Below are 24207 nucleotides of genomic sequence, written 5' to 3' on the forward strand. Positions count from 1 at the left end.
GGCCGAGGCCTCGGCGGAAGAACTGGCGACCGTGTATTCCGAACGGTGGGAGATCGAGTCGGTGTTTGACGAGTTGAAAACCCACCAACGCGGCCCGCGCATGGTAATGCGATCCAAATCCCCCGACCTGGTCAAACAGGAAATCTGGGGCCACCTGTGCTGCCACTACGCGATCCGCACGCTCATGGTCGAGGCCGCCCAGCACGCGCACCGAGACCCTGACCGAGTTTCTTTCATTGCCGCACTCCGAATCGCCCGCCGCTCAGTCGGTCAGGGCGCTTTTTCCCCCTCCGCAGCCTGACCACGCCACAGCAGTCTGGCGTCATGCGGTCCGCGCCCTCGTCCGGAGACTGAATCCTCCACGCCGACGACGATCAAACCCTCGCGTCATCAAACGCAAAGTCTCGAAATGGCCCGCCAAACGCCTCCACCACGCCCACTGGCCACAACCCACTCACGAGCCAGAAATCACCATTCAACTACTTAACTGAACAGTATTGAGGCTTAGCCCCGCGACGACAAAGTCGAGCATAAAAAATAGTTTATTAGGGCACGGCACATACTTGCTAATCCGATGACGCCGGGGTGGTGCGTCGCGGTGGGTGACGATGGGGTGTCAGATGGTTGTCGATATCAGCGGCATCATCGTGGCGAACACCGATGGTCGCGGACGAATGCGCGGGACGGGGTCGTCACGTTGATCCTGGCCGGGCTGGTCGGCAAAGTGCTGTCGACCGCGACATCCTCAACACGAGGTGGCCCTTTCCCCCGGTCGGGTGTGGTATTCAGGAGCTACTGGTGTGACCCCGCCGTGCCCGCTGCTCGCTGCAATGGTTCTGCGGCGGGCGGACACGACCGAGGTGATCGGGACCAACCTGGCGGCGAAGGTCCGCAACGATGGGTACCGCACGATCGTGGTCCGGTTATCAGAAGAGGGCGTGCAGCACGCCTACCGAGCCGATCCTGACATCCTGAACCGCGACGTAGGTGCACCTGGCCACGACGTTAGTGACTTAAGTGGTTGAAAAAGGGAGGTCCTCCGGTGCTTAGCGGAGATGTTCAACGTCTCACTTCGCAACGGAGGTCCTCAGGTCACACATTAATGCCAGGTTGAACCCTTCGAGGAAGGGCTCTTCTGGTCGAAAGGATGTTGGGGGGCGTCCGGTCGCGCACGTCGCCAAGGAACTCGGCATCTCTTGGCAGGGTACGGTCGACGGGCTCGCAGCTCGTGAGGATGCCTGGTGATGAGGTCGAGCTTGGAAACGATCGTGTGCGGACAGTGTCCGAAGTTGACTGCAGGAGTGTCCGCAGTCGGCTGCACGACTCAGAGGTTGCGTAGTCGTTGTCTGGTGAAGCGACGACCCACGATAGCGAGGGGGTGTTGACACTGTCTTGACAAGTTCGCGTCTGCGGCGAATCGCCTGTTCGCCTGCGGAGTCACTCCCGATCAGCAACCACTGTGTACACTCGACCTGTACGACAGGGGAGCGCCGTGAAAGGGCGCTGAGAGTGCGCAAGCAGACCCTCGAACCTGAACTGGTTAGCACCGGCGGAGGAAGTCGTGTGGTGACCGTTCGCTTGTGAACATCCACCTATGCGTTCGCGCATGCGATTGCACCCGCCGGACATCCTCCCCTGTCGACGCGCCCTGCCAAGGACGGCAGCGCACAATCTGACAGAGGAGATGCTCATGACCGACGTTCACCGATTTGCACCCGGCATCGCCACCATCACCGTCGATCCGAACGGCCACATCGTGAACCTCCGCGCCGCGGTGGCTGAGGCGTGGGACGCCGCCGTCGACCACCGCTTCGTCAGGGAGCTCTCCGCCGGCACGATTGACGACGAGGTCCTCATCGGCTACCTCGTGCAGGACCATCAGTTCTTCGACACCTTCCTCTCCATGCTCGGAGCCTGTGTCGCGTACGCGGACGAGGTGCCCGCCAAACTGCGTTTCGCCCGCCAGCTTGGCATGCTCGCGTCGGACGAGGAGGGCTACTTCCAGCAGTCCTTCGACGAGCTCGGAGTTCCTAAATCCGAACGCACCGCACCTGAACTCACTCCCACCACTATCGCGTTCAGGCAGGCGATGACCGAGGCGACCCGATCACAGTCGTACCCTCACCTGCTCGTTCTCCTCGTCATCGCCGAATGGCTCTACCTCGATTGGGGGGAGCGCGAGGCGCAGATGCCCGAACGCTTCGTCCACCGTGAGTGGATCGACCTCCACCGCGGCAGCGACTTCCAGGAATGGGTGCAGTTCCTCGTCGACGAGCTGGATCGCGTCTTCCCCCAGGATTCTGCCGAGCGGGACCGCCTCACCGCGGTGTGGGAGTACGTCGTCGATCTCGAACTCGCCTTTTTCGACACCGCTTACGCGTGAGGCGCGGGTAGGTGACGGTCGTGGTCCCGTCATCGGACTGAACGATCAGCGGAGATCGCGTGACCGAACCTGCACGCTTCTGCCCGGCGTACCGCCAGCGCCTACCTTGCATCGGGGGCCATCAACAGACCACGCTCAGGAACCCGGTCCTCATCGACGGCTTCGGCGTGCAACGGACTATGGAATAACATGCCAGTCGTCCACACGGGTACGGAGACGCCGGGAGATCAAACTCCGGTGCACACTATGTCGAACGCGCAAGTCACCCGTGCAGACGACTTCGGACATTCACAGCTGCCTGGTGAGACGACACCATGGCGAGGGCCCTGCGGCGGCGAAAAACGCCACAACGGAGCCGGGCGCCGGTAACAGCCCGTTAGGACCGTCCGAGGCGCGACCTTTTGTGCGTGGCCGGAGCCGAGGGCACGGTGCAGCTGTTAGGCTGATGAGCGACGCGGGGTGCTGTGCTGGCACGGCTGAGATCACACCCGTTGAACCTGATCTAGGTCGTACTAGCGAAGGGAACGTCGCCGATGTCGGCACCTTCTTCCGTCTCTGCTGTCCCATTCGACTCTGCCGTTGTGGGCGAGGCCTTGGCCGTGATGCGCGGGCACGCCCTGCTGGTGCAGTGCCTGCGCAACGTCGCCGCCGTACGGGCCCCGCGCACCGGCTCCCTCCTAGAAGGCCACGCGCCGGGCCAAGACCTGGCTCACCACCACCCTGCGGGTCGCTGACGCGCTTTACATCGGCCACGGACCCGGCCCCGTGCACCACTGCCACGACATCTGGAAAGACGAGAACGATTGGAAGGACAGCGAACGATGATCAGCCCACACACCACCATGCCCGACACGATCCGCGACCACGACGACACCGGCGTTTTCAGTGCCGTGGCATGGCGCCGAACGGCCACGGTCCGCGAGGCGATCGATGCGCTGCCGTTGCTGCACCAGCTGACCGACGCGACCTTGGCGGAAGAGACGTTCCGGCACTACCTTGCCCAGGACGCGCTCTACCTGGCCGACTACGGCCGGGTCCTGGCTGCGGCGGCCGCTCAGGCCAACGCGTCGGAGGAGATGGCGTTCTGGGCGCAGGCCGCGCGGGAGGTGGTCGAGGTCGAGCGGCAGCTGCACGCCGCCCATGTCACCGACCTCAACGCTGCCGAGCCCTCACCGACCACGGTTGCCTACACCTCCTACCTGTTGAGCCTCGCCACATTGGGAAGCTACCCGGTCCTCGCGGCGGGGATCCTGCCCTGCTTCTGGATCTACGACGACGTCGGCACCCGGCTGAAGGCCACCGTCGGTGACCTGAGCACGCACCCGTACGGGGACTGGATCGCCACCTACGGCGATCCTGACTTCACCGCCGCTACCGATACCGCCCGCGACATCGTGGACCACCTCGCCGACCAGGCCGACCCCGACACAGTGGCGCGCATGCACACCGCGTTCCACCGAGCCACTCAGTACGAGTGGATGTTCTGGGACGCTGCTCACCGGCAGGAGACCTGGCCCATCTGAGGTCAATCTTCTGTGCGCCCATGGGAATGCGCTCCGGCTCACCATGTTCCTTCGAGAGCTGGCCGTCGCCTGGAGTCTCCTACCGCCCCGACGGTGTTGCCCGAACGGTCGTAGTCCGGCCGCGGGCTGATAAGGGTGCACGGTGCGCGCTGGCAGGTGCTCGGCCCGAGAATCGCCAGCGCTTTCAGATACCACCTGCCCCGAAAGAGGCGCGTCCTGTCAATCGATGAGTCCGGTGTCGTCTGAGAGGGCGTCAGTGAGGGTTAGGGTCACGCAGCCTCAAACCTCCTCCCATCATTATCGTCAGGGTTGGGTGAGGCCAGTAGCTAATAGTAAGTCCGCCGTGTGACGTAGGGCGAGAATCAGGAATCATCACTATGTCCAGTCCGTCTGTGATCGCCGTGCGCGACGATAGTCCTATGAGTTGTCCCGGTCCCCGAGCTGGTGGTCCGACCTCGAGAAGGTCGTTCACCCCTGCGCAGAAGCTTGCGTACCTGGCCGCGTATGACGCGGCCATCAAGGACCATGAGGGCGGCGCGTATCTGCGCACCGAGGGGTTGTATTCGTCGCAGATCACGGAGTGGCGAAAGCTTCGTGATGCGGGTGTTCTTGCGGGGAAGAAGCCCGAGGAGAAGATTGGCCGGTTAACTCCGGAGCAAGCTGAAATCGCCCGGCTGCGCCGCCAGTTGAGCAAGACCGAGCAGCGCCTGGAAACGACGGGGGTGGCGTTGGAGATCATGTCAAAAATGCACGAGCTACTCGAAAGTCTTTCGAAGAGCTCGCGGGACGAAACACCGTGCGCGTTGCCGTAATGATCGCCTACCGCGAACTGGTCAGCCGAGGGATCTCGACTCGCGTCGCCGCCGACTTGGTCGGTATCCCTCGGGCAACAGCGACCCGAAAACGACGAATCCCGGTGGTCGGGCCGGCGCCGATTCCGGCGAACAAGATCGGTGACAGCGACCGTCGGCAGATTCTCGACGTCGTCAACTCGAAGCCGTTCGTTGACCTGCCGCCGATCCAGATCTACGCCCAGCTGTTGGACGCGGGCACGTACTTGTGCTCAATATCAACGATGTATCGGGTATTGAACGAGAACAAGCAGGTCAAGGACCGCCGCATCATCTATGTAGGTGGCTACACTCCGAGTGTCCTCACAAGGCCGACCCTGGTCAACATTCAACGACTCGATAGTGCCCGTCTACATTCCCAGCAGATACCCACCGACAGTTAACCTGGTGCTTACCTTGGGGGCGAAGGATGAAGTCATGATCACCATGACAGCCCTCGTGCGCCCCATCGAATCACTTTGCAGCTTCCCGGTACTTGGTCAGAATCTTCGCCGGCACTACGAACACACTTTGTTGTTCACGGATCAAATGTTTGTCATCTTCCCCGGCCTCGGAGCGGTCCTCGTGACCGAGCACGCCAACAACTATCGCTTCGATATCGTGGGAAATGATCAAGCAATTGCCGATCATCGCGTCATGAAGCTTGAGGCCTATGTTCTGAACGAAACGGGCGGCCAGCGCATCCGGTTTGACTGGGCCCAAGCAGCCCACGTCCCTGTTCTCTTCCGTTAGCCCATCACCTCGCGCGAAAGACTAACCGCCATCGCACCATCGACAACAATTTTAACGCATCAAGTCGTTAAACCGTAGGGCACACTGCCCACAAACGGGACCTTCAGCGAGGCGCACCCCAATGGCCTTTCGAGCGCGTGAGCTCCTCAAGGAGACTCACCGTTTTCTCATTAGCGTCTCGAATCCGGCGAAGTGCGCCAATCAGGCTGATACTCGCAAACAGGACGATCAAAATGAGAATAAGTTCTGCCCAGTACATCCCGGCAGCGCCCGAGCGGCCGGCATCAAGGACACCGCTACGCGCTCTGGAAAAACCCGGAGAATATCGCGATGCTCAGCCTCGGAGGTCACAAATCAGCTTGTCGCGGCCGCCGACAAGGCGCCTATGTCAATATGACGGGCGTGGAAATGAAGGCCATCGCTATGGCAGCTGTGATGGTCGTGGGAGGCGCACGTGTTGTCGGCTGCACAGCGTCGAAACTTCCTGTCGCAGTCGCCAATCGATTCGCGGTAGCGTGTTTCATGGGTGGCGACGCGACCTTGGCGACTCTCGTCAACACAATCGCATCCATCGCTAACAACGGCAGCTACGCAAACACCACCTGCTATCAAACGCTGATTACTAGCTCGCAACCGTTCGTGGCGACGTCCGCAAGTAACTGCAGTTAGGTGAGCGCATGATCACAAGAATCGCAATGATTCCGGGCATTCTGGTTGTCGGTGGGCTCGCGTATTTCCTTGATCTCGACGTCTTGGTCACGATGGGAATCGGTCTGCTCATCGCGATCGTTGTCCTGTCGGCTGACGCCGTCAGGGACCGCCGGCAACGGGCAGAGCACACATAGCGCGAGATTCGGGCAGGACGGCTTCGACTTGCCGAAATTGCTCTGTTTTCGGAAAGCTCCGCCAGGGAGGTTGCGCAGGTCGGCCTGTCTGTCATCACCCGGAAGCCGAACCCCTAACGGAACGCTTTCAGTGGTTGAGAAGTTCGTGCGAGAGGACGACGGTGGCGAACTCGTCGTGAAGATTGATCGCGGTTACTCGGGAAAGTTCCGCCGCGCTGATCATTCCGCCTTCGAGGTCTGTCCTGTCAAATGTGTGAGTTGCATCTACAGCAAAGTAGACGGTGTATCCCAGGTTTCCGCCAATGCGTGCTGTTGTTTCGCAGCAGTGATTGGTGGTGATGCCGCAGATCACTATGGTCGAGATAGCATTTTCTCGAAGCCAGGAGTCAAGATCGGGTGTGCCGTGAAAACTCGAGTTGACCGTTTTCTGGACCAATAGATCTGGAATGCCGGACATGTAGCTTTTCAGCGCATGGCCGGGGTTGTTGGGGTGAAGGGGGGGGAGAGCGGATTGGAGGAATCGTGTTGCACGAAGACGACCGGTCGCGAAAGCCTGTGCCACTCGTTCACTAACGCGGCGATGTTCTGATCACAGTCCGCGTTGTTTCGGGATCCCCACCATTCGACTTGGTCAAATCCTTGCTGAGCGTCAACGACGATCAGGGCGGTGTGATCATCGATCGATCGAGGGTGGGTGGATCACGATTTATGGCTCCTTATTGCTTTCAGATCAATGACCAAAATGGTTGATCCCAAGACACAATGTAGGACCGGGACCAATTCAGCATCCCATGACGGCTGCACTGCGCATGTTCGCGGCCAGCAGTTGGGCGCAGACGCTATCCCCAAAGCCGGAACTCCAATACTCCAGAGCGATTGACACAGCCGGCGGCACGCCGGTCACTCAAAGCTCCCGCATGAGGAACGCTAAACGAGACAGGGTGTTGGCCATCGAGTCAGACGATCCGCATGCGAGAAACGAACGACATTCGATCAAACACGAGAGCGCGCAGGCCCGTCTTCAGACGGTGCATCGTGAGAGTTCGCGCTTTAGCTAAAGGCGTTGGACCAGTGACGAGGCGAGAAACGCCGAGCCGGTGATCGCCAGCACGGCTCGAGTCGTGTTTGCAGGACTCCAACCTGCGTCGAAAGACCGCCATGCGTCAGCGGCGTCCCCCTCGGATGGCCTGATCCGGGCCAGCGCGTTGTTCCGCGGCACGTTAAACAGGATTGTCGTGACGAAGGACGCCACTGTTAGGCCTGCGCCGATGACGCGAACGGGAACTATTCCGGCGCTATTGCCCTGGAACATAGCAATGACGGCTGTCGCGCACGCGGCCAGGGCGCCCCCGAAGAAGACGATCATGAATGGGGCATGGACGGCTTTTTCGTTGACCCGTTGCATTACGGCCACGGCCTCAGAGGCGGAACGCAGGCGCAGGGCCGGAGACACAATTGTGGTGAACGTGAAGTAGACCCCTCCGGTGACACCAGCCCCGACCGCCGCTGCGACCGTCACGGCGGTTCCGAACAGTTCCATCATGAGTGAGCCGCTGATCCTTCGTCCCACAGCCCCGTCGCGGCAACACGCCGCGCATAAAGCGCGAAGTCGGTCGAAGGCCGGCCGAGTGCCCTTTCCAGGTCCTCGGTCAGCGATGCATTGCGACCATCGAGCACTTCCTGGAACAAGTCGGCGAGCGGTTCTGCTTCAGGAGCGGGAATGCCGTCCAAAGCGACATCCGCTACGAACTCCGCCGGGGTGCTCGGCTGGTAGCAAATCTGTCGCCCGGTCGCAGCGGACAGCTCGGCCGCGACGTCGGCCATTGACAGGAGTCGCGGTCCGGTGATCTCGTAAACGCGACCGGCGTGTCCCTCGTCGGTCAGCGCGGCGGTTGCCAGATCGGCCAGGTCATCAAGATCGACGAACGGTTCCCGCACGGCGCCAGCTGGAAGTACCAAGCGGCCTCGTTGTACCGGCCCGAGCAGAAAATGCTCGCTGAAATTCTGGGCGAACCACGACGATCGCACGATCGTCCAATCGATGCCGGACTGCTGGATCGCACGCTCGCTGGCGCGTGCGCCCTGTTCGCCGCGGCCCGACAGGAGGACCAACCGGCGCACCTTGTGAGCGCGTGCTCGGTCTGCGAACTGCGCGATGAGGTCCGAGACGCCAGGGAAGGCGAGGTCTGGGGAGTAGCAGACATATGCCGCGTAGGTGCCGCTCAGTGCGGCCGGTACCGCCGAGAACAAGAACTGGTGAATTCGTCATATCCATAGCCAACACGGCGGTATGTAGATTGTGAATGGCTGAGGGAGTTGATTACATTCGTGATGGTCTACTGTGAGGGTGTGGATGCACTCACTCATCTCCTCAGCGGCCCGCACGCGCAACGGGCGTTTGCGTTGCGCGTCGTCATGGACCAGCCATGGTCGATCGATGTTCAGGATCGCGCGCCACTGACTCTCATAGCGATACTGTCCGGCGAAGCATCTCTGGTCACCGAGCGGGCGCAGGTCAGCCTGAAACCCGGGGATATCGCCATCGTGCGCGGACCGGAACCGTATCGTCTTGCAGACGACCCCGAACGCGAAGGGCTTATCGTCATTCACCCCGGACAGGTCTGTACGACTCAGGGCGGCGAACACGTCAGCTTCAGCATGGCGCAAGGGGTGCGCACCTGGGGCAACTCGCCCACAGGGACTACGACCATGCTGATTGGCACGTAGGGCCGCGACGAAATCTCCGTTGACGCGCCCGGACAGGGCGGCGTAGTCGACCGACTCCTCGACGTCCTGCTCGTGCACGCGCTGCGCGGCTGGGCACGTGAACACCCAGAATCCGCGTCCGGGTGGCTCGCCGCGGGCCGTGACCGTCTCGTGTCTAATGCCCTGACGCTCCTGCATGATTCACCCGGCGCGCCCTGGACCATCGAATCGCTCGCCCAACACTTATCCGTCTCGCGAGCCTGCTGCCGCGCGTGGTCGCGGCGCGCGGGTTCGAGGATGCGCAGGACATCGCGGCGGTGCTGCAAGCGAGGGTCGCAACGATCGTCTCGCGGGATACCGGCGCCGGTCGCACGCGCCGGACGCCGCGCCTCGTCGCCGGGCTCATCCCTCGTGCGATCGGGCCGATGGATGCTGCCATGCACCAGGCGTTGGTCCAGCGCGCCGACCTGATCGAGTCGCGAGCGGCCGCAGTGCTCGACCAGGCGTTGCTCGCGGGAGAGCCCTGGACTCGAGCTCTTGGGCCGGAGTCGCGCGGTTCGGCCGACGCCGCGTGGCACCAAAGCGGATGCACCGTCGCGGCCTACCGAGAACGCTACGGCATCACCGGCGCTAAGCCGCTCGGCGCTGTCTCGGACTCAACCGCTCAGAAACTCGATGCCGTCCGTGCGCGTGCCGCTCTCGAGGCGGCGAAGGGACTCTCCTCGGACCGTCGCGCCTACGATTTACCGCGGCAGACTCGCGCTAGCCAAGCCACGGTTTGGACATCCAGACGATGAGCATGGCTGGCGAGCTGGCGTCGAGAGGGGCCAAAGCGATGCTGGACTTTGACCAGGAACAGCCAGCTGTTTGGCAGTCATTTCTCCCTAGCCGGGAATCACTGATCAGCCGGCGAACACCTCTCGGAGGCCGTGCGCCCAGGCGTCTGCGCGGCAAAGCACAACCGCGCTGGTGATCGGGGCCTCCAGCTCGACGACTCCACGGCCATGTGCCGAACCGTCTCGCGTGTCAACCCACTCGCCTTCGGGCACGTAGACCGACCAACGGTCGACTCCCGGCGCGACGACGGGCGCTACCAGGAGGTCATTTCCGAGGGTCCACTGCAGCGGATAATTCCACACCTCGGCGTCGCCGGGCGAGTCAAAGTACAGCGGGCGCATCAGCGGAGCACCCGTCGCGATTGTGATGCGCGTCTGTTCGGCTAAGTACGGTCGCAGGCGTTCCCGCAGCTCCACTATGGAGCGGGTCACGGGGATGATCCGTTCATCGCCCGTGCGCTCAGCTATGTTCCAAGGCGTGCGGTCCACTGAGGGTTTCCTGTGGTGGTTGAACTCGGAGTGGTACTGCATGATCGGCACGAACGCAGATGCAGCCATGGCCCGCAGGTACAGTTCGGCATCCGGGATCTCACCCGAGAATCCGGCGATGTCCCAGCCCCAGTAGACGATTCCGGAGGCCGCGGCCGAGAGCCCAGCCAGCATCGACCAGCGAAACGCTTCCCAGGTGGAGTTCTCGTCGCCCGCCCAGAATGCGCCATGCGCCTGGGACCCCGTGAAACCGGCGCGGCTGAACGTGACCGGAGCCTTGCCCGAGGAGCGCAGGAGGTCACCGTAGGCCTTGGCATAATGCACAGGGAACAGGTTGTTCTTCTCGTCGCCGCGGCGACCGTCGAGGTAGACGAGCTCGTCCCCCCACGCGTGCTCACCGCCATCCGTTTTGAATCCGTCAATACCGACCTCGTCGACGAGATAGCGCCGCTTTTCCGTCCACCATTTCGCGGCGCGCTCGTCAGTCAGGTCGGGCATCAGGGACAGCGGGAACCACCATCCGCGGTTGCGGTATGGGCGCGTTGCGCCCGCAGTATCGGGCTGGGTGATCACGACGTTCTGGCCGATCGCCGACCGTGCGTCCGCGCTCGCCTGACCGCGCGGATGCGGGTGCAGCTTGACGAGTGGAATCTGCCACAGGTGCACACGAACGCCTTCGTTATGAAGCGTGTCGACCATTCCCTTCGGGTCGGGCCAAGCTCCCTCCGCTGCAAAGCTGAAGTCCGCGAGGCGATGCGGAGCGCCGTCTTCATTCACCTCATAGGTGGAATCGCGAAACGCCGTGAAGGTGCTTTCGTCGCTCCACGCTTCGATGACGACGGAGCCGACAGGGATCCGATGTTTACGGTGCAGGGCGACCTGTCGCTCGACCTCTGCCTGCGTGTTCCATTCATTGCCGCTCGCCCAGAGCGAGAAGACCCAATCCGGGAGTTCCTCCGCGGTTCCTGTCTCGGCGAGGAACTGGGAGAGTACGTCGGTGGGTGCGCCGGAGAAGAGCGAGAGGTCGACGACAGTCGCGTTGGCTGATGGGGTGTCGACTGCAACTTCGACGGCGAGGAGGTCGGGTTCGGTCGCCCCGATGTCGAACCACACCCGGCGGCTCGTTCGAACGTGGAAACCCCACCCGTCCCCGCCGATCACGTGCGCAAACGGCATCGGCAGGTAGGTCTTTCGCTCTGCGCCCTGGCTCTGGTACTGCTCAAAGACGACCGAGTCGAGGCACTTACCGCGGTGTTCGGTGGCATCGAACCGCTCGCCGAAACCGGTGACATGCTCGGTGTCGGCGAGTGGCAAGGTGAACCGCGCCCGGGTGATCCGCTCACCATCGTCGAACACGCGGATGTTCTGCGGTGTGATGTTTCCGGCTCCGCCGGACACGGCGACGGTCCCGGGCGCGTCGCGCCACGCGCCAACCCGGGCGCCGAAAGATCGGGTGTTCCCGGGCATGCCGGTGTCTGAGGTTCCGGTGAACTTATAATCGATGTGGTCCCCAGCCCCGAGGCCCTCGACGAGCACAGACCAGCCCCCGTGAGCGCGAGACAGCCGTGCTTGAGCGGATGCGAGATGTCCGCCGTCGACGGTGCGGCCACGTGAGGAGTTGGCGGTGGGAGACAGGTTCAGCTGGCGTAGCCTTCGGTGGCCATCCGCAGCTGTGATGCCGAGCGTGCAGCTCACAGCGGTGATGTCGGATGACGCACGAACACCGAGTCGCAAGGGCTCCCCGGCAACCGGGGCGAACGGCTCGCGCTGGTCGGTGTCGCTCGAGTACGGGTGGCCAGACCCTCCCGGGGTATGCCGGATCATGACTGCGCTTCTGCATCGTGCGTTGCCAGCTCAGCTTCGAGCCGCAGGAACATCGCGTGGCTCCACAGGAGCGGAGTGGCCACCGGTCCCCACTTGTCGATCCAGAATTGCTCGAACTCGGGGTGCAGCAGGTGGCCGCCGACCTGCTCCGGGAGGCGTCCGTCGGGAAGCGCGGTCGCCGCGGCCCAGTCAAGTGCGCGATGTGCCCCGGGCACATCGCCTCGCTCAAACAGGCAGAGGCCAAGAAAACAGGTGAGCAGCGGCCAACGACCGCCGCCGAAGAAGGTGTCGTCGGTGAAGCGATGCAGGCCGCCGTCAACCTCAAGCTGATAGCGAACCGCCTCGATTGTGCGCGCGGCGAGCTCGGTCGACGGGTCGATGAACCCGAGAGGCGCAATGATGGCGAGGTTGCTCGCATCGACCGCCGGGTCGTCGAGCCATTTCACCAGATGGCCATCATGTGTGCCGCGTTCGTCGATGAGCTGCCGAATACCGCGCACGGCCTCGGCAGACGCGTCGGCCAGGGCAGGCGAGAGCAGCCCGGAGGCGATCCCCGCCTCGAGGCCGGCTCCGACGCACCCGAGGGTGGAGACGTGGAGGCGTTCCGGGTGTTCTTCCCACCAGTCCCAGCATGCGCGGTTCCAGGAGCTTGCGAGGTACTCACAGCTTGTGACGATTGCGTCCGCCCACGGCTCGACCGAGAGAGTGTGTCGGGTGGCGTGCGCGAGAACCGACCACACCCACGTTCCGTAGCCGTCCAGCTGAAAATTGCCCCATTCTTCCGCGCCGACGGTGCCGTCGAAGTGGAACCGTGCCGGCATCATGTGTTCCCCGGCCATGGCATTCGCCCCGCCCGCCCGCCCGACGATTTCGGTGACCGTCGGGCGGTACCGGCTGAGGATGCCGGAGCACCAATCGAAGAACCGACTTGCGGAATCGACTTGCCCCGCCGCTGACATCCCGTCGGCGATGAATGCGCCATCGCGAAACCAGCTGTAACCGGTGTACGCGGAAAACTCAGGCGAGGCCGGATAGGCACCGCTTGGCCGCTGCAGGCTGGAGATGATGGTGATCGACGTATCGACGATGAATCTGTGATCAGTGGGCGGGGCAAGTGTCATGAGAGCTCCAGGAACGATGATGAAGGGTGATCGGGGGCGGCGTCGGTCAGCCGATGACGGCGTCAACCCGTTCCGCGGCGGCAGCGATAGCCTCGTCGACGCTCTTGCGGCCGGCGGCTGCTTCGGTCAACTCTTCGGTGACGATGTCTTGCATTTCCGTCTGTCCGTCGGTGACGATCGGCGGGAGTGCCACGTCCTCGAGGGCGTCGAACACCGCTTGGCGGTTTGCGGGGGCACCCTTTTCGAGGTACGGAGCGAGGAGTGAATCATCGGAGACAGGGGGGAGTTCCCAGCCGGCATTGAGACGTGTTTCGACCATCGTGCTGGAGGAGGTGAGGAATTCGGCGAAGGCCTGCGCCGCGACCTTCTCCTCGGAGCTCGACGACACGGCGATGGCGTTCGAGAACATCGCGCTCGCGTTCTGTGCGTCACCGGGTTCGACGGCCACGTCCCAGGTGAACGAAGCGTCAGCCAGGGCGCCGAACATCCAGATTCCGGAGTGCCACATGGCGAGCTTGCCATCGAGGAACAGGCTGCTGTCGAAGTCCGGAGTGCCGGCGCCCTGCTCGGGAGTGGGCATCACGGTGCCGCTCTTGCCGACGAGCCATTCGGCCGCTGAGATGCCCTCCGGCGAATCGAAGGCCACGGACTTTCCGTCGTTGGCGAGGAAGTCCCCGCCGGCCTGGGCAACGGCCTTGTAATACTCATAGAAGCTGATCGGCTGATAGTCGCCGTATACGCCGGCCGCGGTGTCAGCCAGTTGGTCCGCGGCCGCTTTTTCGTCCTCCCACGTCCAGTCCGAGGTGGGGTAGCTGAGACCTGCTGCGTCGAACAGGTCGGCGTTGTAATAGAGAACCACGTTTGAGAATGAACTGGGAAGTGCGTATTGAGCCCCGTCGGACGAGTAGGCGTCGGCAAGTGACGTGCGGTACACGCTCGTGTCGACCTCCTCGAGCGGGGCGATCACCCCGTCGCGTACATAGGCGCCGAAGTTCGCGTACTCGATGTCGAACACGTCGGCTTGGGTTCCGGCCGCAAGATCTGTCTGCAGGGTGGTGAAGTAGTCGGCGTAGGGGAGGGTGGTGACGTTGACGGTGATTCCGGGGTTCTCGGTCTCGAAGGCGGCAACGATGGCGTCGAGGTTCTCTTCGTTACCGCCATTGGAGATGAAGTTGGAATAGTTGATGGTGACGGCGCCGGAGGCCGCGTCGGACCCCTCGGCGGAACATCCGGCAAGGGCGATGGCGACGGCCGCGGCGGCGGTGAGCGCGGCGAACTGTGTGAGGCGGGACATGCTGGGTAATCTCCTTTGATTAGCGGTGATGCGGTTATTTGATTCCGGTATTGGCTACGCCCTGAATGACGTAGCGCTGGGCGAAGATGTAAATCAGCACCATGGGGATCACGCTGATGACCGAACCAGCCATAAGCACGTCCCACTGGGTCGTGTACTGGCCCTGCAGCCCAGCAAGGGCGATGGGCAGGGTCTGTAATTCAGGGGTGCGGAGCACAATGAGTGGCCAGAGGAAGCTGTTCCAGCTGCCCATGAAGGCGAACACCGAGAGGGTCGCGACGGCCGGCCCGACCAGCGGCAGAACGATCGTGCCGAAGATGCGGAAGTGCCCGGCGCCGTCGATCTTGGCGGCCTCGTCCAGCTCGCGCGGCACGGCGTTCATGGCCTGTCGGAGCAGGAAGACACCGAAGGCTGATGCGACTCCGGGCAGCAGCACGCCGACGTGCGTGTTGAGGAGTCCGAGCATCTTGATCTCGATGAACAAAGGTACGATGAGCACCTGGACGGGGATCATCATCGTGGCCAGGTAGATCGCGAAAACGACGTTGCTGCCGCGAAACGGCAGCCGGCTGAAACCGTAGGCGGCGAGTGAACCGGTAACGAGTTGGGCCGCCGTCGTCGCGACCGCGAGCCCGAGGCTGTTGGCCATCACCTGCAGGAACGGGGTGTTCCCGAACAGTTCGGCGTAGGCCGCCAGCGAGGGATCGTCGGGGATGAGCTGCGGCGTTGCGGCGAGCCCGGCGCCACTGGAGATCGAAGTGATGATCGTCCAGAGAAATGGAAAGAACATCGCTGCGGCGCCGATCGAAACCGCGATGGTGAGCGCCAGAACTGAACGCTTACGCATAGTTCACCCACTTTTTCTGGCCACGAATTTGAATGAGAGTGACGGCCAGAACCACGATAAAGAGCATCCAGGAAAGAGCGGATGCCTCGCCGGCGCGGCCGTAGCGGAAGGTCAGGTCGTACACCTGTTGAACAACCACTTGGCTGGCACCCGCTGGGCCGCCTCCGGTCATTGCGTACACCTGATCAAAGACTTGAAATCCGTTGATCAGGGAGATGACGATCACGAAGAATGTCGACGGCGACAGCATGGGAAGTGTGATCGACACGAGCTTGCGCCAGCGACCTGCGCCGTCCACGGTCGCAGCCTCGTACAGGTCGGCGGGAATCGCTTGGAGCCCGGCGAGCAAGATCACCATGACGAATCCGAGATCCTTCCACGCCGACGCGAGGATGATCGAGGGCATCGCCCACTGGGGGTCGGTCCACCAGCCAGGGCCGTCGATTCCGACGAGACCGAGCACATAGTTCACGACGCCATACTCCGGATTGAGCAGCCAGCGCCAGACGAGCGCGACGACGATCCAGCTCGTGACGACCGGGAGAAAGTAGATTCCACGCAGGAAAGCTCGAGCGGGCATGCGCGAATTGAGAGCGAGGGCGATCGTGAGGCCGCCGATGTACACGAGCGGGAGGTACCCCACGATGTAATATGCCGTGTTCAGGAAGGCACGGTGGGTGTCGGGGTCGACGGCGAGCGACGCGTAGTTGTTCAACCCCACCCACTTCATCGCTCCGATGAGGTTCCACTCGTGCAGGCTCACCCAGAGGGCCCCGAACATGGGGACGAGGGTGAACAGTGCCAGCGGAATGGCGCTGGGGAGAAGGAAGGCCGATATGACGAGCGCGTAGCGAATTCGTGTCCCGCGCTTGGCCCGGCGTGGAGCACGAAGCTGTGCGGGCCCGATGACGATTGGCGTCGGATGCGAGGTTGTCGCGCTGGGTGGCGGCTGAAGAGTAATCATACTTTCTCCACAGTGCCTTCCGCCATGACGTCATCGGGGCCGGGACGCGTGCCACCCTCATCGATAACGGACGCGTTCAACCGCTGCCGCACGAGCTTGCCTTGGCCGCCCGTGCTGCCCGAGACGTCGAACGGGGTGGCGAAAACGAGTGCCGCTGCCCCCTGCGCCCATCGATCGTCCTGCCAAGACTCGACGACCACGTCGATGTTGCGCTTCGCGTTGAGCAGCGAGGCGCGGAACGACGGCTCAAAGCCGAAGGCCCAGTGCGGCCACGCTGTGACACCCTCGCCGAGCAGCAGCACGGCTCCGGGGTCGAGAAGATTCACCACCCCGGCGAGCGCCCTGCCGAGGAGGTGACCGGCATCGCCAAAGACTTTCTGGGCGACGGTGTTGCCTGCATTCGCCTCGGCGAGCAGGGACGCCATTCCGGAGAGGCGCCCGATTACGCCGAGCGTACGCGCCTGCACAACGAGGGCTGACTCTCCGATGATCGCCTCCAGGCACCCGCGATTGCCGCACTGGCAGAGCGGGCCGTCCTCGACCGTCGGGATGTGGCCAATCTCGCCTGCAGCGCCCGTTTGCCCCCGCAAGACCGCCCCGTTGAAAACAAGGCCACTGCCGATGCCGGTGCCGATCGTGACCACGAGGAAGGACGAGACGGTGCGGCCTTCTCCATACAGCAGCTCGGCCATACTCAGCGCCGTCACGTTGTTGTCTATCAGAACGGGCAATTCGAGTGAATCGCGCAGTGCGGCACCGAGTTCGACGTGGTGCCATCCAAGCTGCGTCGAATCGACGATTCCCTGGCCTTGGTCGTCTACCGTTCCCGGGAGGCCGACGCCGATGCCGAGAAGAGGCCGTCTGCTTGCGTTTGCGATGAACCGACGGAGTAAATCAACGAGAACTGGAATTGCATCGGCGGATGCCGCGGCAAAAGGCTCTATGGCACTTCGCACGACGGAACCGTCGATGCTGGCCTCGACGAACGCGACGTGGTCTGCCGCAATCTTCACGCCGATGGAATGACCGGCCGTGGAGGCGAGACCCAGCAAGCGTCCGGGACGACCTCCGTGAGACGCGGTCGTCTCCAACTCCACGATCAGTCCGTCGGTGATGAGTCGACGGGTGAGCTGGGTCACGAGAGCGGGAGAGACGTCGAGCGCCCGAGCGAGTTCTGCGCGAGACGCCGAGCCCTGCGCACCCAGCCTGGTGAGGATAGCCGAGCGCCGCTCGTCGGCCGCTCGCGAAATTCGTGTGCTCATCACAACCCCTTTATTCATATATAAAGAAACATACTTTGCCTGCTTACGCAACCAAGAACTGTATATTCATGGGAGGAATCGTGAAATCATCGCCCAACCTGTTGTTGACAGGAGAGCCAAACACCGACTATGACTTGTCTTTATACACATCTGAACAAAGGGGTTCGAGCATGTCGTCTTTCGGGCAACACGCCACCCGTCCATCCGCTGAACCGAGGTTTCGCTCACGGATCCTCACCGCGGTGATGCTGGTCATCGCCCTGAGCGCGGGGGTGTTCGCAGTCCCGCCGGCCCAGGCGGCTGGGGGCCTGGATGGGGTGTTCCATGCGCCGTTTGGCAACGACGAGCTCTATTCCTCCCAGCTGACTGAGCGGGCGCCGCGAGACCCGATGGCGGGTCAGGCCGTGCGAATTAACGCCACAACATGGCCGATTGCCCCCGGCCAATCGGTCTGGGTGACCTGGAGCCGGAACGGCGTGGAACAGTCTCCTGTCGGAGCCCAGTTCTCGTACAACACAGGCAATAACAGCTACTGGAACATCGCCCTCGGCAGCTTCGACCGCGACGACCTCATAACCTATTCCGTCAACGCCGACGTGAACGGAGGGGGCCAAAAGAGCACAGCACCGTTCTCCTTCGCGACGACGTCATGGAGCCAGGTCACCAACGTCACCTCGGTCGTTGACAACGGCACTTCCGTCGACCTGGTGACCGGCGACAGCGCGGGGGACTTTACCCCTCGCGTGCGCTACGCCTTCCCGCGGCCCGATGGCTTCGACACTCAGATCGCCCCGACGGGAGGTGGGCTCACCCTCGTAGGGACCGCCCCGTATCAGGTCAGCCAGAATGCGACGACCGTGACCATCGCCACCGCGGGGCTGCAGCTCAAGATTCAGAAGTCCCCGTACCGGCTCGCGGTGTACCAAGCCGATGGAACGACACTCATCACGCGCCAGTATGATCCGGCGCAGTTCCGCAACATCGGCTGGGCGAGCGACGGCACATCAACCGTCACGAAGATCGAGGACCACCTGCTCAGTCCGACCGGTGAGCGGTTCGAGGGATTCGGCGAGCGCTACGACCGGCTCGACCACCGCGGCTCCGACGTGCTGAACTACGTCTACAACCAGTATCAGGATCAGGGGTCCAGCAAGCGCACATACCTGGCGGTTCCCTATTTCACGAATTCCGCCGGCTACGGGATACACGTACCGAGTACCCGAAACGCGATCTTCAACCTGGCCACCTCTCGCTCCGACATGGCGGGATTCACCGTCGATACGTCAGGCGCGCTCGATTCGACACTTACGTACCAGTTCTTCACGGGTACCCCCGCGGAGATGCTCAACGACTACACGGCATCGACAGTGCGCCCAGCACTCCCGCCGAAGTGGGCATTCGGGCTGTGGATGTCGGCCAACGAATGGAACACCCAAGCCAAGGTTGAGGCCGAGTTCGCCAAGGTAGCCCAGACCGAGATCCCCCACACCGCGATTGTGCTCGAACAATGGAGCGATGAGGCCACGTTCTACCTGTGGAAGGGAGCAAACTACACGTCCAAGCCAGGGAGCGAGAAATTCTCGTCGTCGGATCTGTCGTTCCCGGCCAACGGTCCATGGACTGACCCGAAGGCGATGATCGATCAGGCACATGAACAGGGAATCAAGGTACTGCTCTGGCAGATCCCCGTGCTCAAGGAGAACTTCAGCACCAACCCGGCCACGGCGCCGCAGCAGCACATCAACGATACGGCGCACGCCACCGAGCAGGGGTTCGTTGCGAAAAACAGCGACGGCACTCCGTACCGAATCCCCTCCGGCCAGTGGTTCGGCGACAGCCTGATTCCCGACTACACCAGCGACGCGGCAACCCAATGGTGGATGTCCAAGCGTGACTATCTCGTCGACGAGATGGGAGTCGACGGGTTCAAGACCGACGGCAGTGAGGCCGTCTTCGGCCGGGACGTGCAATTCGCTGACGGCCGGACCGGCGATGAGATGCACAACGCTTACCCCAACGAGTACACCGGGGCCTATGCCGACTACGTCTCCGACAAGGTCGGATCGGAAGGGGCGCTCTTCAGCCGCGCTGGAACATCCGGGGCACAAGGGAACTCGATTTTCTGGGCCGGGGACCAGGCATCGTCGTTCGGAGCATTCCAGGAGGCGGTTCGCGCCGGTCAAAGCGCGGGGCAAAGCGGTATTCCGTTCTGGTCGTGGGACCTCGCCGGCTTCACCGGTTCGTTTCCTACCGCAGAGCTCTACCTGCGCTCCGCAGCCCAGGCCACCTTTTCACCCGTGATGCAGTACCACTCCGAGAAGGCTGACCCGGCACCGTCGGAGGCCCGCACACCCTGGAATGTACAGGCGCGGACCGGTGACTCGTCAGTGGTTTCGACTTTCGCCAAATTCGCCAATGTGCGAATGAATCTCCTGCCGTACACCTACACCGAGGCATCGAACTCCGCAGCGACCGGTGCGCCGATGATGCAGGCGATGGCGTACGCGTACCCGGGTGACAGCGAGGCGGCGGCCCGAGATCAGCAGTACCTCTTCGGGCGAAACCTGCTGGTCGCTCCGATCACCACGGCAGGCGCCACTACCAAGGAGCTCTACCTTCCCGCCGGCGAGTGGTATGACCTGTGGAATGGCGGTCGGGCGCTGGGCGGAACGAAGTCCTATAGCGCCGGATTGGACACGATCCCCGTGTATGCGAAGGCGGGCGCAGTGCTCCCGCTCAACCTCAACGCCGATTATGAACTCGGCGGAACCATCGGCAACTCGGTCAACGACTATACGAATCTGACCTTCCGCGTGTATCCGTCGTCTGTTGCCAGTTCCTACGGCTACTTCGACGACTCGGCGGGAGCCACCAAGCAGATCACGCAGGTCGCCGATCGGGTCGCGAACACCGTCACGGTCGGCCTGCCCGCGCTCGAGACAGCGAGCACGATCCAGGTCTCGGGCACCAAGCCGTCGGGAGTGAGCAGTGGCGGCGCAGCGGTCACACCCGTAGCTTCGGTTACAGCTCTCTGGTCTGCTTCCGAGGGCTGGTTCTGGGACGCCGAGCAACAGCTCACTCTCGTCAAAACGACAGCTGCGGCATCCGCTCGCACGATCACTCTCGCCGGCGTCGATAAGGCCGCGCATGAGGCCGAGTTCGGAGTCGGCACGGCTGTCACGACGAATACCGATCACGCTGGCTTCACCGGCACCGGATTCGTCGACGGGTTCTCGACAGTGGGCGACTCCGTCGAGGTCGACGTCTGGGCCGAAACAACAGCGAGCCACTCCATCGTGCTGCGCTACGCCAACGGATCAGGCTCGAACGCGACACGCACAATCTACCGAAACGGCATAGCCGTCGGTACGATCACCCTCCCTCCGACCGCCACGTGGGATACCTGGGCCACCGCGAGTCTGCCGGTGTCCCTCACCGTCGGTGTGCAGAAGATCACAGTCGGCTTCGCCACCGGAAACGCGACCGGCATCAACCTCGACAGCATCGGAATCTCACGATGACGCACCAGACGGTCGAGACCACGCGAACCAGAAATGTCACCCGCATAACCCGCTTCCTGGCGATCGGAACCGTGATCGCCATCGCCCTCACCGGAATCGGCATAACGGAGGCGACCCAGTCAGCCGCTGCCGCGGGGGTTCAGCGCGTCGAATTTGTCTCCGGATCCAGCTACCTCATCGTTGAATTGCTCGACGACGATCTCGCGCACTTCGAGATTGCCGCCACGGGTTCGTCGCCGGGAACCGCGACCGCCCTGTTCACGACCGATCAGGTTTCGAAGAACGACTACAACGGCCCGACGACCTACTCCCGCTCGGGCAATGTGCTCACTACCGGAGCGATGTCCGTGTCGGTGGATGCGACGACGCTGTGCTCGACGGTGACCGACACAACCCGCACTCCCGCGCTCGTGCTGCACACTGTTTGCCCCCGCAATCTCGGCCAGGCATGGAAGGGCTTGTCCATTACAAAATCATCAATTCAGAATGCCTACGGACTCGGCGCTCAATTCTTCATGGGTGGAAGCGCCGACGGCGATTGGGTCGGCCGGTCGCGCACCCCCGGCGGTGAATTCGGCAACGCCATGGTGTTCGACAGCGATAACGGCCCGGTAGCGAATACGCAGATTCCCGTGTTGTTCGCCGTCGGCGCTGCAAGCGCCAACTACGGGATGCTGATCGACCACGTGTACAAGCAAGAATGGAATTTACAGGGCGATCCATGGACTATGGATACATTCGGCGATCAGATTCGCTGGTTCACCATGACAGGTGCGGACCTGCCCGCCCTCCGTAAGGACTACCTTGAGCTAACCGGACGACCGCCGGTACCTCCCAAGAAGGCGCTCGGGTTGTGGGCGTCTGAGTTCGGCTACGACGACTGGAACGAGGTCGATCAGACCCTTGCCGGACTTCGAAACGCGGACTTCCCAGTGGACGGGGTCATGCTGGATCTGCAATGGTTCGGCGGTGTCACGGCAGGGTCGGACTCCACACGTATGGGAAGCCTGACCTGGGACGACGCGAAGTTTCCGAATGCTGCGGCGAAAATCGCGGATCTTGCTGCGACGCAGGGCGTGGGGGTGATTCCGATCGAGGAAAGCTACGTCGGTCGGGCGCTGCCGGAACATCAGGATCTCCAGAATCGCGGTTACCCGGTTCGTGCGGGTTGCGCCACGTGCGCGCCGGTCTACCTGACCTCCAACGCGTGGTGGGGCACCGGCGGGATGATCGACTGGACGAACGAGGAGGCATCCGCTTACTGGCATGACCAAAAGCGCCAGCCGCTTGTCGACCAGGGGATCACCGGGCACTGGCTCGATCTCGGAGAGCCGGAGATGTACGACGCCGGCGACTGGACGGCCGGTGTACTCCCCGGTAAACACGCGCACGCCGACTACCACAACGTGTACGGGCTCAAATGGGCACAGAGCATCTCCGACGGGTACGCCCGCAATGGTGAGACGGCCAGGCCTTTTCTCCTCACCCGCACCGGGGCGGCCGGCATCCAGCGTTTCGGCACGGCGATGTGGTCGGCCGACATCGGGTCGACGTTTGCCGCGCTCGCCGCGCAGCAGAATGTGCAGATGCACATGGCGATGTCCGGAATCGACTACTACGGGTCTGACATCGGGGGTTTTCGCCGTGAGATGGCGGGCGGGAACGTCGATGAGCTACACACCCAGTGGTTTGCCAACAGCGCCTGGTTCGACACCCCGGTTCGCCCGCATACCGAGAACCTGTGCAACTGTCTTGAGGTCACCCCCGACAGCATTGGCGATGTCGCCAGCAATCGGGAGAATATTCGCCAGCGGTACGAGCTTGCTCCGTACTACTATTCTCTGGCTCACCGGGCGAACCTTTTCGGCGAACCGATGGTGCCGCCGCTCGTATTCAACTACCAGAATGACCAGAATGTGCGCGAAATGGGGCACCAGAAGATGATCGGCAAGGACATCATCGTGGGCGTGGTGGCTGGAGCGGGGGAGCGGCAACGGAATATGTACCTCCCGGCCGGAGAGTGGGTCGACTATCACTCGAACGAGATCACGACGAGCACCGGTCAATGGGTCGAGAATGTGCCGCTCTACCGCGAGGGAGTATTCACGCTCCCCGCCTATGTGCGGTCCGGGGCCATCATTCCCAAGGCTTTTGTCGACTCGGAGACGATGAACATCATGGGCGCGCGGTCAGACGGGACCACCCGCGACGAACTGATCGCCAGAGTTTACGCGTCATCGACGCCGTCCGCGTTCACTACTTACGACGATGACGGAAGCTCCACGGCCTATGAAAACGGCGCCGTGCGCAAGACCGTGCTCTCCCAGCAGCGGTCAGGATCGATCGCAACTGTGACTGTGGGCGCAGCTACGGGCACCTTCGCCGGGGCGCCCAGCTCGCGCGCCACGGTCGTCGAACTCGTCGTCGGCGATACGCAGGCCTCCACGGTCACGCTCGGTGGCCAGCAGCTCACCCGCCGTGCCAACAAGGCGGCATTCGATGCGGCGGGCGCTGGTTGGTACAACGCCGGCGGCAACCTCGTCGTTGCAAAGGCCGTCGCCTCGTCAGTGACAGCATCGAAAACGTTCGCGTTCACCCTCGGCGAGCCGACGGCGAAGGCGCTCTTCCAATGCACGAACGGGACGACCACATCGGGCCAGTCGGTCTATGCCGCGGGCAATATCCCGCAGCTTGGATCGTGGAACGCCTCGGGTGCGGCCAAACTCGATGCGATGGCTTACCCAACGTGGACTCGGGCGATCGATGACCTCCCGCCGAACACCGTCATCGAGTGGAAGTGCATCACGCGTGCCGAGGCAGGCTATCCCGCGACCGCCGATCGATGGCAGTCCGGCGCCCATAATAGTTTCACAACGCCCGCGTCGGGAGGGAACGCGACGTCCAGCGGGAGGTTGTGAGTCTACGCAGAGGCAAGTGATGCCCGGCGTGCGATGGGCGCCCGAACACGGTTTGGGCGGATCTGACACTAACGGCCGTTAGCGGTCCCCT

The 24207-nt window shown here is 62.8% G+C and carries 21 protein-coding genes and 2 riboswitches; of the genes, 12 read left to right on the forward strand and 9 right to left on the reverse strand.

Annotated elements, in window-relative coordinates:
* The 8 genes from CXY73_RS05145 to CXY73_RS21855 all read left to right on the forward strand — a co-directional run.
* A partial coding sequence (locus CXY73_RS05145; RefSeq protein ID WP_146071632.1) for a transposase occupies positions 1–301 on the forward strand: 301 nt, incomplete at its 5' end.
* Positions 302–1471: 1170 nt separating this feature from the next.
* A riboswitch (TPP riboswitch) is annotated at positions 1472–1575 on the forward strand.
* Positions 1576–1690: 115 nt separating this feature from the next.
* Positions 1691–2383 (forward strand): TenA family protein, encoded by a 693-nt coding sequence (locus tag CXY73_RS05160; RefSeq protein ID WP_104177079.1) that lies wholly within the window; start codon positions 1691–1693, stop codon positions 2381–2383.
* A gap of 445 nt (positions 2384–2828) precedes the next feature.
* A riboswitch (TPP riboswitch) is annotated at positions 2829–2925 on the forward strand.
* Positions 2917–3117 carry a hypothetical protein gene (locus CXY73_RS22610; RefSeq protein WP_233198152.1) on the forward strand — a complete coding sequence of 67 codons (201 nt, stop codon included), beginning with the start codon at positions 2917–2919 and terminating at the stop codon, positions 3115–3117. Its footprint overlaps the riboswitch before it by 9 nt.
* A gap of 87 nt (positions 3118–3204) precedes the next feature.
* The gene (locus tag CXY73_RS05170) at positions 3205–3906 is read left to right on the forward strand and encodes a TenA family protein (protein ID WP_104177035.1); all 702 of its coding nucleotides are present in this window, start codon (positions 3205–3207) and stop codon (positions 3904–3906) included.
* 377 nt (positions 3907–4283) lie between these two features.
* Positions 4284–4718 (forward strand): hypothetical protein, encoded by a 435-nt coding sequence (locus tag CXY73_RS05175; protein WP_104177036.1) that lies wholly within the window; start codon positions 4284–4286, stop codon positions 4716–4718.
* Positions 4703–5140 carry a hypothetical protein gene (locus CXY73_RS05180; protein ID WP_146071634.1) on the forward strand — a complete coding sequence of 146 codons (438 nt, stop codon included), beginning with the start codon at positions 4703–4705 and terminating at the stop codon, positions 5138–5140. The genes CXY73_RS05175 and CXY73_RS05180 overlap by 16 nt, the downstream gene beginning before the upstream one ends.
* A gap of 34 nt (positions 5141–5174) precedes the next feature.
* Positions 5175–5489: a hypothetical protein gene (locus tag CXY73_RS05185; protein WP_104177038.1), complete on the forward strand. Its 315-nt coding sequence runs from the start codon at positions 5175–5177 to the stop codon at positions 5487–5489.
* Between the two features lie 677 nt (positions 5490–6166).
* On the forward strand, positions 6167–6334 hold the full coding sequence (locus CXY73_RS21855; protein ID WP_158254031.1) for a hypothetical protein: 168 nt from the start codon (positions 6167–6169) through the stop codon (positions 6332–6334).
* A 127-nt stretch (positions 6335–6461) separates the two neighbouring features.
* On the opposite strand, the gene CXY73_RS05195 is transcribed toward CXY73_RS21855, so the two are convergent.
* The 3 genes from CXY73_RS05195 to CXY73_RS05210 all read right to left on the reverse strand — a co-directional run bounded on the left by CXY73_RS05195 (position 6462) and on the right by CXY73_RS05210 (position 8584).
* Complete coding sequence (locus tag CXY73_RS05195; protein ID WP_255411360.1) at positions 6462–6896, reverse strand: isochorismatase family protein; 435 nt, start codon at positions 6894–6896, stop codon at positions 6462–6464.
* A 492-nt stretch (positions 6897–7388) separates the two neighbouring features.
* Positions 7389–7877: a DUF1772 domain-containing protein gene (locus CXY73_RS05205; RefSeq protein WP_104177041.1), complete on the reverse strand. Its 489-nt coding sequence runs from the start codon at positions 7875–7877 to the stop codon at positions 7389–7391.
* Positions 7874–8584 carry an NmrA family NAD(P)-binding protein gene (locus CXY73_RS05210; protein WP_104177042.1) on the reverse strand — a complete coding sequence of 237 codons (711 nt, stop codon included), beginning with the start codon at positions 8582–8584 and terminating at the stop codon, positions 7874–7876. The genes CXY73_RS05205 and CXY73_RS05210 overlap by 4 nt, the downstream gene beginning before the upstream one ends.
* A gap of 66 nt (positions 8585–8650) precedes the next feature.
* On the opposite strand from CXY73_RS05210, the gene CXY73_RS05215 reads away from it, so the two are divergent.
* The gene (locus CXY73_RS05215) at positions 8651–9061 is read left to right on the forward strand and encodes a cupin domain-containing protein (RefSeq protein ID WP_146071636.1); all 411 of its coding nucleotides are present in this window, start codon (positions 8651–8653) and stop codon (positions 9059–9061) included.
* Positions 9062–9312: 251 nt separating this feature from the next.
* Positions 9313–9837, forward strand: a complete 525-nt coding sequence (locus CXY73_RS21860; protein ID WP_104177044.1) for a hypothetical protein — start codon at positions 9313–9315, stop codon at positions 9835–9837.
* Positions 9838–9942: 105 nt separating this feature from the next.
* Here the strand turns inward: CXY73_RS21860 and CXY73_RS05225 are convergent, their stop codons facing one another.
* The 6 genes from CXY73_RS05225 to CXY73_RS05250 are packed head-to-tail and all read right to left on the reverse strand — an operon-like array spanning position 9943 to position 17677.
* Positions 9943–12189: a TIM-barrel domain-containing protein gene (locus tag CXY73_RS05225; protein WP_104177045.1), complete on the reverse strand. Its 2247-nt coding sequence runs from the start codon at positions 12187–12189 to the stop codon at positions 9943–9945.
* The gene (locus CXY73_RS05230; RefSeq protein ID WP_104177046.1) at positions 12186–13310 is read right to left on the reverse strand and encodes a glycoside hydrolase family 15 protein; all 1125 of its coding nucleotides are present in this window, start codon (positions 13308–13310) and stop codon (positions 12186–12188) included. The genes CXY73_RS05225 and CXY73_RS05230 overlap by 4 nt, the downstream gene beginning before the upstream one ends.
* Before the next feature lie 46 nt (positions 13311–13356).
* Positions 13357–14604 (reverse strand): sugar ABC transporter substrate-binding protein, encoded by a 1248-nt coding sequence (locus CXY73_RS05235; protein ID WP_104177047.1) that lies wholly within the window; start codon positions 14602–14604, stop codon positions 13357–13359.
* A 34-nt stretch (positions 14605–14638) separates the two neighbouring features.
* Positions 14639–15451: a carbohydrate ABC transporter permease gene (locus tag CXY73_RS05240; protein WP_104177048.1), complete on the reverse strand. Its 813-nt coding sequence runs from the start codon at positions 15449–15451 to the stop codon at positions 14639–14641.
* On the reverse strand, positions 15444–16415 hold the full coding sequence (locus CXY73_RS05245; RefSeq protein ID WP_104177049.1) for a carbohydrate ABC transporter permease: 972 nt from the start codon (positions 16413–16415) through the stop codon (positions 15444–15446). Before CXY73_RS05245 ends, CXY73_RS05240 begins: the two co-directional genes overlap by 8 nt.
* Positions 16412–17677: an ROK family transcriptional regulator gene (locus CXY73_RS05250; protein ID WP_104177050.1), complete on the reverse strand. Its 1266-nt coding sequence runs from the start codon at positions 17675–17677 to the stop codon at positions 16412–16414. Before CXY73_RS05250 ends, CXY73_RS05245 begins: the two co-directional genes overlap by 4 nt.
* A 170-nt stretch (positions 17678–17847) precedes the next feature.
* Here CXY73_RS05250 and CXY73_RS05255 point away from each other — a divergent pair, with 170 nt between their 5' ends.
* A complete protein-coding gene (locus CXY73_RS05255; protein WP_104177051.1) occupies positions 17848–21198 on the forward strand; it encodes a TIM-barrel domain-containing protein in 3351 nt (1116 codons plus the stop codon).
* Positions 21195–24116: a TIM-barrel domain-containing protein gene (locus tag CXY73_RS05260; protein WP_104177052.1), complete on the forward strand. Its 2922-nt coding sequence runs from the start codon at positions 21195–21197 to the stop codon at positions 24114–24116. Before CXY73_RS05255 ends, CXY73_RS05260 begins: the two co-directional genes overlap by 4 nt.
* The last annotated feature ends 91 nt before the right edge of the window (positions 24117–24207 follow it).

The organism is Cryobacterium sp. Y50, from assembly GCF_002929805.1.
GTDB lineage: Bacteria > Actinomycetota > Actinomycetes > Actinomycetales > Microbacteriaceae > Cryobacterium.

Coding starts and splice junctions, on each gene's coding strand:
- CXY73_RS05160 (WP_104177079.1), top strand. CDS start 1,691: ATGACCGACGTTCACCGATTTGCACCCGGCATCGCCACCATCACCGTC.
- CXY73_RS22610 (WP_233198152.1), top strand. CDS start 2,917: ATGTCGGCACCTTCTTCCGTCTCTGCTGTCCCATTCGACTCTGCCGTT.
- CXY73_RS05170 (WP_104177035.1), top strand. CDS start 3,205: ATGATCAGCCCACACACCACCATGCCCGACACGATCCGCGACCACGAC.
- CXY73_RS05175 (WP_104177036.1), top strand. CDS start 4,284: ATGTCCAGTCCGTCTGTGATCGCCGTGCGCGACGATAGTCCTATGAGT.
- CXY73_RS05185 (WP_104177038.1), top strand. CDS start 5,175: ATGATCACCATGACAGCCCTCGTGCGCCCCATCGAATCACTTTGCAGC.
- CXY73_RS21855 (WP_158254031.1), top strand. CDS start 6,167: ATGATCACAAGAATCGCAATGATTCCGGGCATTCTGGTTGTCGGTGGG.
- CXY73_RS05205 (WP_104177041.1), bottom strand. CDS start 7,877: ATGATGGAACTGTTCGGAACCGCCGTGACGGTCGCAGCGGCGGTCGGG.
- CXY73_RS05225 (WP_104177045.1), bottom strand. CDS start 12,189: ATGATCCGGCATACCCCGGGAGGGTCTGGCCACCCGTACTCGAGCGAC.
- CXY73_RS05230 (WP_104177046.1), bottom strand. CDS start 13,310: ATGACACTTGCCCCGCCCACTGATCACAGATTCATCGTCGATACGTCG.
- CXY73_RS05235 (WP_104177047.1), bottom strand. CDS start 14,604: ATGTCCCGCCTCACACAGTTCGCCGCGCTCACCGCCGCCGCGGCCGTC.
- CXY73_RS05240 (WP_104177048.1), bottom strand. CDS start 15,451: ATGCGTAAGCGTTCAGTTCTGGCGCTCACCATCGCGGTTTCGATCGGC.
- CXY73_RS05245 (WP_104177049.1), bottom strand. CDS start 16,415: ATGATTACTCTTCAGCCGCCACCCAGCGCGACAACCTCGCATCCGACG.
- CXY73_RS05250 (WP_104177050.1), bottom strand. CDS start 17,677: ATGAGCACACGAATTTCGCGAGCGGCCGACGAGCGGCGCTCGGCTATC.
- CXY73_RS05255 (WP_104177051.1), top strand. CDS start 17,848: ATGTCGTCTTTCGGGCAACACGCCACCCGTCCATCCGCTGAACCGAGG.
- CXY73_RS05260 (WP_104177052.1), top strand. CDS start 21,195: ATGACGCACCAGACGGTCGAGACCACGCGAACCAGAAATGTCACCCGC.